Source organism: Duganella sp. CY15W, from assembly GCF_009857555.1.
GTDB lineage: Bacteria > Pseudomonadota > Gammaproteobacteria > Burkholderiales > Burkholderiaceae_D > Rugamonas > Rugamonas sacchari.
On the sequence record NZ_WWCQ01000008.1, the window covers coordinates 87,436 to 102,171 of the forward strand.

General features: G+C 64.1%; 12 protein-coding genes. 10 read left to right on the forward strand and 2 right to left on the reverse strand.

From position 1 onward, the window contains the following. The first annotated feature begins 85 nt into the window (after window positions 1-85). Window positions 86-2,344 carry an EAL domain-containing protein gene (locus tag GTP58_RS28595; RefSeq protein WP_161080356.1) on the forward strand — a complete coding sequence of 753 codons (2,259 nt, stop codon included), beginning with the start codon at window positions 86-88 and terminating at the stop codon, window positions 2,342-2,344. A gap of 68 nt (window positions 2,345-2,412) precedes the next feature. Here GTP58_RS28595 and GTP58_RS28600 read toward each other — a convergent pair whose 3' ends face one another. Then, entirely contained in the window at window positions 2,413-2,868 is a 456-nt protein-coding gene (locus GTP58_RS28600; protein WP_072790138.1) for a CBS domain-containing protein, read from the reverse strand. 143 nt (window positions 2,869-3,011) lie between these two features. On the opposite strand from GTP58_RS28600, the gene GTP58_RS28605 reads away from it, so the two are divergent. After that, window positions 3,012-3,728 carry an alpha/beta fold hydrolase gene (locus tag GTP58_RS28605; RefSeq protein WP_161080357.1) on the forward strand — a complete coding sequence of 239 codons (717 nt, stop codon included), beginning with the start codon at window positions 3,012-3,014 and terminating at the stop codon, window positions 3,726-3,728. On the opposite strand, the gene GTP58_RS28610 is transcribed toward GTP58_RS28605, so the two are convergent. Beyond that, complete coding sequence (locus GTP58_RS28610; protein WP_072790132.1) at window positions 3,712-5,088, reverse strand: YihY family inner membrane protein; 1,377 nt, start codon at window positions 5,086-5,088, stop codon at window positions 3,712-3,714. The genes GTP58_RS28605 and GTP58_RS28610 overlap by 17 nt on opposite strands. Window positions 5,089-5,152: 64 nt before the next feature. Here GTP58_RS28610 and wrbA point away from each other — a divergent pair, with 64 nt between their 5' ends. The 8 genes from wrbA (at window position 5,153) to GTP58_RS28650 (ending at window position 14,713) form a co-directional block, all read left to right on the forward strand. After that, on the forward strand, window positions 5,153-5,758 hold the full coding sequence (wrbA, locus tag GTP58_RS28615) for an NAD(P)H:quinone oxidoreductase (RefSeq protein ID WP_161080358.1): 606 nt from the start codon (window positions 5,153-5,155) through the stop codon (window positions 5,756-5,758). 5 nt (window positions 5,759-5,763) lie between these two features. Then, entirely contained in the window at window positions 5,764-6,171 is a 408-nt protein-coding gene (locus GTP58_RS28620; protein ID WP_072790127.1) for a DUF2069 domain-containing protein, read from the forward strand. Next, window positions 6,168-7,574 (forward strand): FAD-binding oxidoreductase, encoded by a 1,407-nt coding sequence (locus GTP58_RS28625; RefSeq protein WP_161080359.1) that lies wholly within the window; start codon window positions 6,168-6,170, stop codon window positions 7,572-7,574. The genes GTP58_RS28620 and GTP58_RS28625 overlap by 4 nt, the downstream gene beginning before the upstream one ends. Before the next feature lie 11 nt (window positions 7,575-7,585). Next, window positions 7,586-8,017, forward strand: a complete 432-nt coding sequence (locus GTP58_RS28630; protein WP_161080360.1) for a DUF4124 domain-containing protein — start codon at window positions 7,586-7,588, stop codon at window positions 8,015-8,017. Next, complete coding sequence (locus tag GTP58_RS28635) at window positions 8,017-10,614, forward strand: FtsX-like permease family protein (protein WP_373924789.1); 2,598 nt, start codon at window positions 8,017-8,019, stop codon at window positions 10,612-10,614. Before GTP58_RS28630 ends, GTP58_RS28635 begins: the two co-directional genes overlap by 1 nt. Beyond that, window positions 10,614-11,708, forward strand: a complete 1,095-nt coding sequence (locus tag GTP58_RS28640) for a lipocalin-like domain-containing protein (RefSeq protein ID WP_161080361.1) — start codon at window positions 10,614-10,616, stop codon at window positions 11,706-11,708. Before GTP58_RS28635 ends, GTP58_RS28640 begins: the two co-directional genes overlap by 1 nt. A gap of 61 nt (window positions 11,709-11,769) precedes the next feature. Then, window positions 11,770-13,605 (forward strand): ABC transporter transmembrane domain-containing protein, encoded by a 1,836-nt coding sequence (locus GTP58_RS28645; RefSeq protein ID WP_161080362.1) that lies wholly within the window; start codon window positions 11,770-11,772, stop codon window positions 13,603-13,605. 22 nt (window positions 13,606-13,627) lie between these two features. Next, window positions 13,628-14,713 carry a low specificity L-threonine aldolase gene (locus GTP58_RS28650; RefSeq protein ID WP_161080363.1) on the forward strand — a complete coding sequence of 362 codons (1,086 nt, stop codon included), beginning with the start codon at window positions 13,628-13,630 and terminating at the stop codon, window positions 14,711-14,713. Window positions 14,714-14,736: the final 23 nt, after the last annotated feature.

Below are 14,736 nucleotides of genomic sequence, written 5' to 3' on the forward strand. Positions count from 1 at the left end.
GAAAGCCATGGAAAACTGCATTCTTTTTGACAATTCGCTATATACTTGAACGCAAGAGCACCGAGTAATCCTGGAGAAGCTACACATGCCCCCACCGGTCACACCCCTTGAGCAATCCAAGGATGATCAAGACGATTTGGTATTCTTAGAAGAGCATCCGGCCCCCGTTACGGCGGGTGTCCGCAATGTCTGGCGGGTCATGATTATCGACGACGACGAAGACGTCCACTCGACCACCACCTTTGCGCTGGGTAATCTCGACATGCAGCATCGCCCGCTGGAATTCGTCCATGCGTATTCGGCCGGACAGGCGCGCGAAATGCTCAAGCATGAGCCGGAAATCGCCGTCATTCTGCTGGACGTCGTTATGGAACAGGACGACGCCGGTCTGCATTTGGTGCGCTACATCCGCGAAACGCTGAAGCTGCAGGACGTCCGCATCATCCTGCGCACCGGCCAGCCCGGCTACGCGCCAGAAATCGACGCTATCCGCGATTTCGACATCAACGACTACAAGACCAAGTCGGAACTCACCCGCATCAAGCTGTTCACCACGGTGACTGCAGCGATCCGCTCTTACGAACAAATCCGCAAGATCAACGACAGCCGCCGCGGCCTGAACCAGATCGTCCAGGCCAGCACCCAGCTCATGACGCTGCACGGCGTGCAGAACTTCGCGGCCGGCGTACTGGCGCAGGTGGGCGACCTGCTGGGCATGGAAGCCAACGGCGTGCTATGCGTGCAGGAATGCCCGGAAGACGGCTGCCATGAGCTGATGGTGATGGCCACGGCCGGCACCTTCCGCCATCTGGACAACATCACGCTGACCGTGCGCGAAGACCAGCGTATCCACGAAGCACTGGAGCTGGCGCTGGCGCAACGCCGCAATGTCTACGGCCCCGACTACATCACGCTGTACTTCGCCGGCAAGGCCAGCCGCGACTTCGTGGCCTTTATGGAAATCAAGCGCGGCCTCACTGAAATTGACGAGCGCTTGCTGGAAGTTTTCTGCAGCAACGTCGCTGTCGGCCTCGACAACGTCGAGCTGGTGACGCATTTACACAACGCGGCATTTTACGACCAGCTGTCGAAGCTGCCCAACCGCACGCGCCTGGTTGAAATCCTGGACGCCGCCCTGGCCGGCCCGGCGCGCGACGACGCCACGCTGTCGCTGGTCGATCTCGACCACTTTGCCGAAACCAACGACGCGCTCGGCCACCAGTTTGGCGACATGCTGCTGATTGCCGTTGCCGGCCGTCTGCAGACCGAACTGGGCGGGCAACTGACCGTGGCCCGCATCGGCGGCGACATTTTCTGCGTGCTGGGCGACTCCTCGCAAGTCAATCCGGGCAACATCCTGGGCCTGTTCCAGCGTCCGTTCAGCATTGATGGCCAGGACGTGCAGCTGTCCGCCACGCTGGGCCTGGTGCGCCTGGGCGAACACGAAGGCACCGGCGCCGATGCGCTCAAGGACGCCGACATCGCGCTGAAACGCGCCAAGTCGCAGCAGCGCGCCGGCCATTTCTACTTCTCGCGCTCGATGGGCGTCGAGATCCGCGAACGCGTGCGGATGATGCACGCGCTGCGCACCGCGTTTGGCCAGAACCAGCTGTTTGTGGTGTACCAGCCGCAGATCGACCTGGTGACGCGCCGCCCGGTGGGCGCCGAAGCCCTGCTGCGCTGGCAGACGCCGGACGGCAAGTTCATCTCGCCTGACCGCTTCATCCCGATTGCCGAGTATTCTGGCCTGATTATCGATCTGGGCGAGTGGGTGATGCGGACCGCCTGCCGCGAGCTGGTCGACCTGCGCAAGGCCGGCCACCGCGATTTCATGATGTCGATTAACGTGTCGCAGGTGCAGTTCCGCCATCCGCACTTCCTCGACATGCTCAGGAAAGCGCTGGACGACACCGGCGCGCCGCCGGAACACATCGAACTGGAAATCACCGAATCGATGGCCATGGAAGAGCCGGACCTGCTCATCAAGATGCTAGGCCAGATCAAGCAGACCGGCGTCAGCATCGCGATCGATGACTTTGGCACCGGCTTTTCCTCGCTGTCCTACCTGCAGCGCCTTCAGATCGACCGCCTGAAGATCGACCGCGCCTTCGTCACCGAGATCACCGGCTCGGCGCGCGGCAGCAGCATTGCGGAAATGGTGATTCAGCTTGGCCGCAACCTGGGGCTGGCCGTGATTGCAGAAGGTGTGGAAGACGAGCGCCAGGCGCAGATCCTGCAATCGCTGGGCTGCCCGCTGGCCCAGGGCTTCCTGTTCGCCCGCCCGATGACCGCCACTGCCCTCAACGGCTGGCTCAGCAACGACGCCCTCGAAGGCGCCGCATAAAAAAAAGCCACGTGCGCAGGCGGCGTTCAGGAACGCCGTACTGCCACGTGGCTTTTTTTGATATCGGCTTAGTCGGCGGCTTGTTCGGCCTCGGCCGGCCAGTCGCGGATATAGGCCTTGAGCATGCGGTTCTCAAAGCTCTGCGCTTCCAGCACGGCGCGCGCGACGTCGTAGAACGAGATCACGCCCAGGATCGTCTTGGCATTCATGACCGGCAGATAGCGCGCGTGTTTTTCCAGCATGATGCGGCGCACCTCGTTGACTTCGGTATCGGGAGTAACGGTAATCGGATGGTCGTCCATATGCTTGCGCACCGTGCCGCCGCCGACGTTGCCCTGGTTGTCGTGCAGCGCACGCAGGACTTCGCGGAAGGTCAGCATACCGACCAGATCGCCAAACTCCATCACCACCAGCGAACCGATATCCTTCTCGGCCATGGTGTTGGCCGCGTCGGCCAGAGGTTGATCGGGGGAGATGGTGTAAAGGATGGAGCCTTTAACTTGAAGAATTTCGGAGACTTTCATTTGGGGCCGTCCTGTCCGCTGATATATGCTCTGTGAATGGGAGTTCTAATTGTTCTAACCTTGTAACGAATGTAGCCTATGCCCGGCAAAAAAGCCAGTGCTACGGATAAGCAAAACATAACATTGTTGTCGAAAGGAGCCTTATGCAGAAGCCTACTGTGGTTTTCATCCATGGCGCGCTGAATGACCATACCGTGTGGGCGGCGCAAAGCCGTCACTTCACCGACCACGGCTACCATGTGCTGGCGCCGGACCTGCCCGGCCACGGCCACACGCCCGGCCCCGCGCTGACCAGCGTGGCCGCCATGGCCGACTGGCTGCTGGCGATGCTGGAGGCGGCCCACATCCACCATGCCGCGCTGATCGGCCACAGCATGGGCTCGCTGATCGCGCTGGAAGCTGCGGCCAAAGCGCCGCAGCGCGTGACGCACCTGGGCCTGGTTGGCACGGCCTATCCGATGACAGTTGCGGACACGCTGCTGGAAACCGCCCGCACCGATGAGCCGCGCGCAATCAGCATGGTGGCCAAGTGGTCGCATGTGCAGGGCCATCCGGCCATCGACGACCTCAAGCTGTTGATGCAGCGTCTGGCGCGGCAAAATCCCGACCAGTTGCTGCATACCGACCTTGCCGCCTGCAATGCCTACGACCAGGGCCTGACCGCCGCCGCCAGCGTGCGCTGCCCTGCTCTGCTGGTGTGCGGCGCCAGTGACGTGATGACGCCGCCCAAGGCCGCACGCGGCCTGGCAGAAGCCATCGCCCACGCGCAGACCGTCACGCTGGAAGCGGGCCACGCCATGATGACGGAGCAGCCGGACGCGCTCAGCGACGCCCTGCTCAGCTTTATCGGCAGTCGATAGGACCGAAATGGTCGGCCAGGGTTTTGCCCAGGCCGGCTTCCACGGCGGACTCCACCTCGCGCGCCAGTTGGGCCGCTTCGCGCGCGGCCTGGCGGTCGCGTTCATCGTCGCCGTCCGCGATCACGCCGGCGTTGACCGGCATGCCGGAGAACACAAACAGGCGATAGACTTCGGCCAACGTGAGCTTTTCCAGGTTGGCCAGGATCACCCAGTTGTCCGCCCCTTCGCTGACGCGCTTGCCCCACTGCACCCGCGGCGGCGCGGCCACAGGCACCCGGCCCACCCAGCCTTCCGCCATCATGCGTTCCAGCAGATTGTCCATCTCATCAAAGCCCAGCCGCGTGCGGGCGCGGATCTGGCCCGCGCTGACCAGGGCCGTATCGCCGCATTTGCACGCCACGTGCAGCACCTTGAGGATGGCCATGGCGTCGACAAACTCCCCGCCCGGCTGCGCCTCATGCCACCAGCGTTCGTACTTCACCACCGGCAGCGCGGCTGCCAGCAAGGCGCCGAACAGCGTAATCATCCACGACACGTACACCCACAACAGGAACAGCGGCACGGCCGCCAGCGCGCCATAAATCTTCGAGTAGGTCGGAAACTGCGTGATGAAAATGGCGAAGCCGCGCTTGGCCAGTTCAAACGCCAGGCCCGCGACCAGGCCGCCCCAGGCCGCGTCGTACCAGTCCACATCGCGGTTGGGCACCATCACGTACAGCATGGTGAAGAACGCCGTCGTCAGCGCCAGCGACAGCACGGTGTAAATCACCGCGCCCACTATCGGCACATGGCCCACCAGGTCGCTGGTGGCCATGAACACCTGCGACGACAGCGTGATCGATACGCCGATCAGCAATGGCCCCAGTGTCAGCAGCGCCCAATAGACCAGGATGCGCTTGGTCCATGCGCGCTCATCGCGCACGCGCCAGATGCGGTTGAAGACGCGCTCGATCAGATTCATCATCGTAATCGAGGTGAAGATCAGCGCTACCGCGCCCACCGCCGACAGCCGCGTGGCCTTGGAAGCGAACATGGTCAGGTAATTCAGGATGGTGCTGGAAATCGACTTCGGCATCACGCTTTGCACAAAGTACGCTTCCAGCGAAGTTTGCAGCGTTTTGAACAGCGGGAAGGTGGTGAAGATCGCCAGCGCAATCGTCAGCAGGGGCACCAGCGCAAACACCGTGGTGAAGGTCAGGCTGCCGGCCACCTGCGGCAAACTCTCTTCGCGCAGCCGGCGCCGGGCAAACAGGATCAGGTCACGGATTTCAGGCCAGGACAGGGAACGCGCCGTCTCCCAGCTGTTTTTGCAGCTGCGATAGACATATTGGAAGAACCATTGGAGATATTTTTCGTACATGGGCGGTATCGTATTACAACAACGGCAATGATGCCACTCGCTAAAGCGCCCTATAATAGCGGCGATGAACTCTTCCAACCTGACCATTCTTGTTTTGTTTTACTCCCGCCACGGCGCAACCCGCAAGCTGGCAGAGCTGATCGCCCAAGGGATTGAAAGCGTGCCGGGCTGCGATGCGCGCCTGCGCACGGTGCCTGCCGTGTCCACCGTGGCCGAGGCCACCGAGCCGGAAGTGCCGGCCGATGGCGCACCGTATGTGGAACTGGATGACCTGACCGAATGCGCCGGCATCGCCGTTGGTTCGCCCACGCGGTTCGGCAATATGGCCTCGGCCATGAAGTATTTCTGGGACGGCACCGCCAGCCAGTGGCTGTCCGGCGCCCTGGCAGGCAAGCCGGCCTGCGTGTTCACCTCGACCGGCAGCCTGCACGGCGGCCAGGAATCGACACTGCTGTCGATGATGATACCGCTGTTCCATCACGGCCTGATGGTGCTGGGCCTGCCCTACACGCAGCCGGAACTGATGACCACCGCCAGCGGCGGCACGCCGTATGGCGCCAGCCACTGGTCTGGCCTCGACGGCAAAAAAGTGATCACCGACGATGAAAAACGCCTCGCCATCGCGTTGGGCAAGCGGTTGGCGGAAACAGCGGTCAAACTGAACGGATAAGCACCATGGAAACCACAATGCAGAAATATTTTCACTGGGGCGCAATCGGCAGCCTGGTTGTGTTGATTATCTGGTGTGTATTGTGGGAGATGGTGCTGGCGCCGCTGAAACCGGGCGGCTCGTGGCTGGTACTGAAAGCCTTGCCGCTGCTGCTGCCCTTGTACGGCGTATTCAAGCGCGATATCTACACGCTGCAGTGGACCTCGATGATGATACTGCTGTACTTCACCGAAGGCGTAGTGCGCGGCTGGAGCGACAAGGGCAATCTGTCGGCGTGGCTGGGCTGGGGCGAAGCGCTGGTGGTGTGCGTCTACTTTGTCTGCGCCGTGCTGTACCTGCGCCCCTACAAGCGCGCGGCGAAAAAGCTGGCCAAGGAACTGCTCGACAAGGTAAAGGTCAACACGGTTAAATGATGGACTTTCTCGCGCAATGCCGTGCCATTGCCGGCGATGCCTATGTGGTTGACGCGCCGGCCGATATGGCCGCCTTCCTCACCGAGCAGCGTGGACGCTTTACCGGCAAGGCCCTGGCCGTGCTGCGCCCTGGCACGGTGGAACAGGTCGCCGCGCTGGTGCGCGTTTGCGCCGAACACCGCATCGGCATCGTGCCGCAAGGCGGCAATACCGGGCTGGTACTGGGCAGCATACCGGATGCCAGCGGCCGTCAGGTGCTGCTGTCGCTGGCGCGGCTGAACCGCATCCGCAAAGTCGATGCAGTTAACCGCACCATGACCGTGGATGCGGGCTGCATCCTTGAGCACATCCAGCAGGCCGCCGCCGCTGAGGGTTGTCTGTTCCCGTTGTCACTGGCGGCGGAAGGCAGTTGCACCATCGGCGGCAACCTGGCCACCAACGCGGGCGGCACCGCCGTTCTGCGCTACGGGAATACGCGGGAGCTGTGTCTTGGGCTGGAAGTGGTGACGCCGCAAGGCGAGATCTGGAGCGGCTTGCGCGGCCTGCGCAAGGACAATACCGGCTACGACTTGCGTGATTTATTCATCGGCGCCGAAGGCACGCTGGGCATCATCACCGGCGCGGTGCTCAAGCTGTATCCGCAGCCCAAAGCCAGCATCACAGCACTGGCCGCGCTGCCCTCGCCTGCCGATGCCCTGCGCCTGCTGGTACTGATGCAGGACCACTGCGGCGCCAGCCTCACGGGCTTTGAGCTCATGTCGCGCTACTGCCTCGATCTGGTGGCGCAGCAGTTCCCGGCGCTGCCCCGGCCTTTCGCCGAAGCGCACCCGCAATATGTGCTGCTGGAGTTGTCGAGCAGCGAATCGGAGCAGCATGCGGTCGGCTTGCTGGAGCATGCCATCGGCGCGGCGCTGGATGGCGGCGTTATCCACGACGCAGTGGTGGCGTCATCGGTCGCGCAATCGGCCGGGCTGTGGCAGCTGCGCGAGCACATCCCGCTGGCGCAGGCCAAAGCCGGCAAGAATATCAAGCACGATATTTCGCTGCCCGTATCGCTGATTGCCGACTTCATCGCCGCCACCGGCCCGCTGCTGGATGCGGCCTTCCCCGGTTGCCAGCTGGTGTGCTTCGGCCATCTGGGCGACGGCAACCTGCACTACAACGTCGCGCCGCCGCCCGGAATATCCAACGACGACTTCCTCGCCAATCAGGACAAGGTGAACCGCGTGGTGTACGACAGCGTGATGGCGTTTGGCGGCTCGATCTCGGCCGAACACGGCATCGGCGCGTTGAAGCGCGAAGAACTGGCGCACTACAAATCCGCCGTTGAACTCAACATGATGCGAGCCATCAAAGCCGCACTGGACCCGCTGGGTATCATGAATCCCGGTAAAGTCCTTTGAGCGAGGTTGAGATGAAAATGCTGATGATGGCCGTGATGTGGGCCGCCACCGTGGCTGCGTATGCCCAGACAGTCTACAAATGCACCGCCGATGGCAAGGTCAGTTACGGCGACACGCCCTGTCCTGCCCATGCCAGCGCCGCAACGCTGGACACCCCGGCGGCGCGGGGCGCAGATCCCGCCGCCGCAGCGCTCCTGCGCCGCCAGCAAAAGCAGGCCGACGCGCTGACGCAGGCGCGTATCAAACGCGAACAGCACGACGATCGCGAAGCCACCCACGCCGCGCAAGCCGCCGCCGTCCAGCGCAAGAAGTGCGACAAGCTGAAACTCAACCAACGCTGGGCCGATGAAGACGCACGCCGCGCCACCGGCCAGGCCGCAGAAGCCGCCCGTCTGCGCGCCAGACGCGCTGGCGATGCGACGGCACTGGAGTGTCCTCACTGATGTCTGACCAGCCATCCGCCACCATCCCCACCGCGCCGCCGGCCTCGATGCGCCGCCTGTCACGCTGGCTGCTGCTCGGCGAATGGCGCGCGCACCCCGTGCGGGCGCTGGTGGCGATTGCAGCGATTGCCGTCGGCATCTCGCTCGGCTTCGCCATCCACCTAATTAACGCTGCGGCATTCAATGAATTCTCCGCCGCCGTCAAAGGCCTGTCCGGCGTGGCGGACATCCAGGTACGCGGCACCGAGCCATTCTTCGACGAAGCCATTTATCCGCTGCTGGCGGAGCGCGACGGCGTGGTGGTCGCATCGCCGGTGCTGGAATTTGAAGCATCCGTGCCGGGCCAACGCACCGCCCTCAGGATCATCGGCATCGACGCCTTCCGTATCGGTTTCATCACCCCGGACCTGATTGGCATACCAGCGCCCGACAAAATAGCGGACACCATCGCCGACGACGCCCTGTTCCTGTCGCCCGCCGCCCAGCAGTGGCTGCAACCCAGGGCCGGCACGGTCACGCTGCAGGTCGGCACCAATCAGTTGCAGCTGCGCGTGGCCGGCCCGTTGCCCGGCGCCCGCGCGGGCCAGCGCATCGCCACCATGGACATCGGCGCCGCCCAGTGGCGTTTCGAGAAGCTGGGCCAGCTCTCGCGCATCGACCTCAAACTGCGCGATGGCATCAACCGCGACAGCTTCAAGGCGCAGCTGGAACAGGACCTGCAGCGCCAGTATCCGGGCCGCTTCCGCGTCAACCAGCCGAATGACCAGGAACAGAACAGCCGCAACGAAGGCATGAGCCGCGCCTACCGCGTCAACCTCACGGTACTGGCCTTGGTGGCGCTGTTCACAGGTGCCTTCCTGGTCTTCTCGACGCAGGCACTGTCCGTGATCCGCCGCCGCAGCCAGTTCGCGCTGCTGCGCGTGCTGGGCATGGACCGCCGGCGCCTGCTACGGCAAATCCTCATCGAAGGCCTGTGCCTCGGCATTGCCGGTTCCGCCATCGGCATCGCTGCGGGTTACGGCATGGCCGCCACCGCGCTGCACCTCATGGGCGCGGACCTTGGCGCCGGCTTCTTCTCCGGTGTGCGGCCGCAAGTCCACTTCACGCCGGTCGCCGCCGCCATCTATTTTGCGCTGGGTGTCGCCGTCGCGCTGCTCGGCTGCGCCGCGCCAGCCATCGATGCAGCGCGCGCCAAACCCGCCGTCGCGCTGAAATCCGGCACCGAGGAAGCGGCCATGTCGCGGCTGGCACGCGCCTGGCCTTCGCTGGCGTGCATGGCGCTCGCGGCGCTGCTGTCGCAACTGCCGCCCGTGTTCGAGCTGCCACTGTTCGGCTATCTGTCAATTGCATTGCTGCTGATCGGCGCCATCGGCCTGATGCCGCGCCTGGCCGCCATCGTCTTCCGCGCTGCCTATCGGCGCTGGAGCGCCGCCACCGCCAACCAACCCGGTGCTTCCGCCGTCATGACGCTGACCTTGTCGCGCCTGGCGAACGCCTCCGGCCAGGCCGGCATCGCGCTGGGCGGTGTGCTGTCCAGCTTTAGCCTGATGGTGGCAATGGCCATCATGGTTGCCAGCTTCCGCGTCTCGCTGGACGACTGGCTGCGCCAGGTGCTGCCTTCCGATATCTACATCAGCAGCGCCAGCGGCGGCGCCACTGCCGGCATGCGCCCACAGGAACAAGAGGCATTGGCCGCCTTGCCCGGCGTGGAACATGCCGACTTCCTGCGCTTGCACGCACTGTCGTTGGCGCCGGACCGTCCCGCAGTGGCGCTCATGGCGCGCCACATCGACGCCGCCAATCCGGGCCGCTCGCTGGCCATCGTCGGCCCCACGCAGGTGCCAGCCAGCGATACGCTGCCGGTATGGGTGTCGGAAGCCATGGTCGATCTGTACGGCATGAAGCTGGGCCAGCGCGTGGAATTGCCGCTCAACGGCAAGCTGCATACCTTCCAGGTGGCGGGCGTGTGGCGCGATTATGCGCGGCCGACGGGCACCGTCCAGATCCGCCTGAGCGATTACCGCGCCATGACGGGCGACCTGAATGCCAGCGGCTCCGCGCTGACACTGAAAAAAGGCGCCAGGGCCGAGACCACGCTGGCCGCCCTGAAACGCCTGCCATTCGCGGCGTCGCTGGAGGCCACCGAGCCATCGGAAATCCGCACCATGAGCATGAAGGTATTCGACCGCAGCTTCGCCATCACCTACCTGCTGGAAGCCATCGCCATCGTCATCGGCCTGTTTGGCGTGGCCGCCACCTTCTCCGCGCAAACGCTGGCGCGCGCCAAGGAATTCGGCATGCTGCGCCATGTGGGCGTCACGCGCAGGCAGGTACTGTCCATACTGGCGATTGAGGGCGGCGCACTGACCGCGCTCGGCATCCTGACCGGCTTTGTGCTGGGCTGGGTCATCAGCCTGATACTGGTTTTTGTCGTCAATCCGCAATCCTTCCACTGGACCATGGAGCTGCACCTGCCTTGGCCGCTGCTGGGCGCCGTGGCTGCCGTGCTGCTGGCCGCCTCCGCGCTCACGGCGCTGCTGTCGGGCCGCCAGTCGCTGTCCGGAGGACCGATACGCGCAGTCAGGGAGGACTGGTAATGCTGCACCGTTTATACCATCGGCTGGCGCGCGCCGCTGCCCTGCTTGTGCTGGCGGCGTCCGCCCATGCCGCCACGCCGGCGTTCCCCGCCGTAGTTCCGCTGCCGGCCGGCGCCACGCTGACCTTCCCCAAGGATTATGGCGCGCACCCCGAATACAAAACCGAATGGTGGTACGTGACCGGCTGGCTCAATACGCCGGACGGCAAGCCGCTCGGCTTCCAGGTCACCTTCTTCCGCAGCGCCAGCCCGCATGACCGCGCCAATCCCAGCCAGTTCGCGCCGCGGCAGCTCATCATCGGCCATGCCGCGCTGTCCGATCCGGCCAACGGCAAACTGCTGCACGACCAGCGCAGCGCGCGCGAAGGCTTTGGCCTGTCTTTCGCCAGAACCGGCGACACCCACATCAAGCTGGAGGACTGGCATATGCAGCGCGGCGCCGACGGCAGCTATCGCGTGCATGTCGATGCGCCGCAATTTGCCTACGACCTGCAGCTGACGCCATCGCAACCGGTACTGCTACAGGGTGAGCGCGGCTATTCACGCAAAGGCCCCAATCCCGCCCAAAGCAGCTATTACTACAGCGCGCCGCAGCTGCGGGTCAGCGGCAGCATCACGCGCGCCGGCAAACCGGCCACTGTCACCGGCGCCGCCTGGCTCGATCATGAATGGTCCAGCCAGGCCGTGGGCGAGGACGCCAGCGGCTGGGATTGGGTCGGCGCCAACCTGGCCGATGGCGGCGCGCTCATGGCTTTCCAGGTCCGTAGCACGACAGGTGCTAAACTATGGTCGCACGCGACATGGCGCGATGCTTCCGGTAAGATCACGCAGTTCTCGCCGGAACAGGTCACTTTTACCCCGCAAAGGCGGTGGCGTTCGCCCCGCACCAATGCCGAGTATCCCGTTGCGACCCAGCTCACCACAGGCAGCACTGTGTGGGACATCGTGCCCTTACAGGACGATCAGGAGCTGGATTCGCGCCGGTCGACCGGTGCCGTGTACTGGGAAGGTGCGGTCACGCTGAACCGCGACGGCAAGCCGGCCGGCCGCGCCTACCTGGAGCTCACTGGCTATGTCAGTCCGATGAAACTGTAAGCACAATATAAATCCATACCAAACGTCTCAATCAGCATATTTACGCCACTGTAGCCACACGATGACCAACAGCACCACCGCCAGCACGCCGTCCGCCGCCGCTCCGACAGCCACCCGCGAACTCAAGAAAGGCAGCCTTGCCACGCTGCGCCAGCTGACGCCCTTCCTGGCGCCGTACACGCGCCGCTTCATCGTGGCCGGGATTGCGCTGGCGGTCGCCGCCGGCGCCACGCTGGCGATTCCCGCCGCGTTCAAACAGATGATCGACATGGGCTTCGGCGGTTCGGGCACGCGCAGCATCCAGCATGTGGACCTGGTGTTCCTGGCGCTGTTTGGCCTTGCCACCGTCCTGGCGCTGGCCACCGCCGCGCGCTTTTACAGCGTTTCGTGGCTCGGGGAGCGCGTCACGGCGGACATCCGCGCCGCCGTCTACAACCACGTCGTCACGCAAAGCCCGGAATTCTTCGAGACCACGCAGACCGGCGAGGTCCTGTCGCGCATCACCACCGATACCACGCTGATCCAGTCGGTGGTCGGCACCAGCATCTCCATGGCCTTGCGTAACGCCTTACTGTTTATCGGCGGCCTGGTGATGCTGTTTGTGACCAGCCCCAAACTGTCGGCCATCATCGTCGGCCTGCTGATCCTGACCGTGCTGCCGATTGTGATATTTGGCCGCCGCGTACGCACGCTGTCGCGCGATTCGCAGGACCGCGTGGCCGATGCCTCCGCCATGGCGGGCGAAATCCTCAACGCCATGCCGACCGTGCAGGCGTTCACGCATGAGAAGATCGAGTCGTCACGCTTTGGCGGTTCGGTCGAAGGCGCGTTCCAGACCGCGATGCGCCGCATCAAGGCCCGCGCCTTCCTGACCATGCTGGCGATTGTGCTGGTGTTCGGCGCCATCGTGTTCGTGCTGTGGCTGGGCGCGCACGCCGTGCTGTCGGGCGAAATGACGGGCGGCGATCTGGGCCAGTTTATCCTGTACGCCTCCATCACGGCAGGCGCCATCGGTGCGCTGTCCGAAGTGATGGGCGAGGCGCAGCGCGCCGCCGGCGCCACCGAGCGCTTGCTGGAGCTGATGTCGGTGAAATCGAAGATCCAGTCGCCGGCCCAGCCATTGCCGCTGCCGCCGCGCGCCGCCAATGGCGCGGCGCTGTCGCTGAACGATGTAATGTTCTCGTATCCATCGCGTACCGAAACCAATTCGCTGGACCACGTCACGCTGGACATCAAGCCGGGGGAGACTGTGGCCGTGGTGGGGCCATCGGGCGCCGGCAAGACCACCCTGTTCCAGCTGTTCCTGCGCTTCTACGATCCGCAAAGCGGCAGCATCAAGCTGGATGGCGTCGATATCCGCCAGCTGGAGCTGCACACGCTGCGCGACGCCATCGGCATCGTGCCGCAGGATACGGTGATCTTCTCGGCCAACGCCATGGAAAATATCCGCTACGGCCGCGCCGATGCCAGCGATGAAGAAGTGATCGCCGTCGCCCGGCTGGCCGCAGCTCACGAATTTATCGAACGCCTGCCGCAAGGCTACCACTCCTTCCTCGGCGAGCGTGGTGTGCGTCTGTCGGGCGGCCAGCGTCAGCGCATTGCGATTGCACGCGCCCTGCTGAAAAATCCGCCCTTGCTGCTGCTGGACGAAGCCACCAGCGCGCTGGATGCCGAATCCGAGCGCCTGGTGCAATCGGCGCTGGAAGCGGCCATGGTTGGCCGTACCACCGTCATCATCGCCCATCGCCTGGCCACGGTACAACGCGCGGACCGCATCATCGTCATGGAAGACGGTAAAATTGTCGAAACCGGCACCCATGCATCGCTGGTGGCACTGGGCGGCATCTACGCCAATCTGGCGGCGCTGCAGTTCCATCACGTGCACGTGGAGCATTGAGCGTATCTTCCTGGAGCACGCCATGACTGACGCTGAACTGAAACAAAGCTGCCGCAACCACTTGCCCGGCCATCGCCAGCCGCTGCCCGCTGAATTATTTGCGGCGATGGGCGACTGGTGCCAGGCGCGCGATGTCACGCATGACGTCTATGGCAGCGGCGCGCTGATACAGGATTTCGAACAAAAAGTCGCGCGCCTGCTGGGCTTTGAGGCGGCGGTGTTCTGCATCACGGGCACCATGACGCAAGCCACGGCGCTGCGCATCGCCTGCATGGAGCGCGGCAGCAAGCTGGTCGCGCTGCATCCGACTTCACATATCCTCAAGCACGAGCGTGGCAATCATCAGCTGTTCGATCATTTCCACGCGCTGCAAATCGGCGACCCGCATCGTCCGTGGACGCTGGGGGAATTGCAGGGCATACCCGACAAGCTGGGCGCCGTGTCGCTGGAACTGCCCGCGCGTGAAATCGGCGGCCAGTGTCCCGGCTGGGACGAACTGTCCGCCATCAAGGACTACTGCCGCGAACAGGGCGTCCATCTGCACATGGATGGCGCGCGCCTGTGGGAGACGGCGGCGGCGTACGCACGCCCTGTCAACGAGATTGCAGCGGGTTTCGACAGCGTCTACGTGTCGCTGTACAAGGGCATCGGCGGCATGGCCGGCGCCATGCTGGCCGGCAGCGCGGACTTTGTCGCCAAGGCGCAGGAATGGTTCCGCCGCCAGGGCGGCAATGTGTATCAGCGCACGCCCTATGTCGTCGCGGCCGCGATGCAGTTCGATGCACGTCTGGCGGCGATGCCGGACTACTTCAAACGTACGCAGTGGTTGTATGACGTGCTGCGGGACTATCCGCTGCTGGCGCCGAATCCGGCCAGGCCACATGCGAATATGCTGCACATCCACCTGCCGGTGAGCCGCGAGCGGGCGCTGGAGGTACGCAACCGTATCGCCGAGCAGCACAGTGTCTGGCTGTTCAACGGCGCCAGTCATGCGCCGCTGCCGCAGCGCTGCGCCGTTGAACTCTATGTCGGCGACAACCTGCTTAATCTGCCGGACCAGCGCGTACGCGAGATTCTGACCTTGTGGTCAGAGGCCTTGGCCAACTAATTCCGCGCAAGCCGGGCAAACCG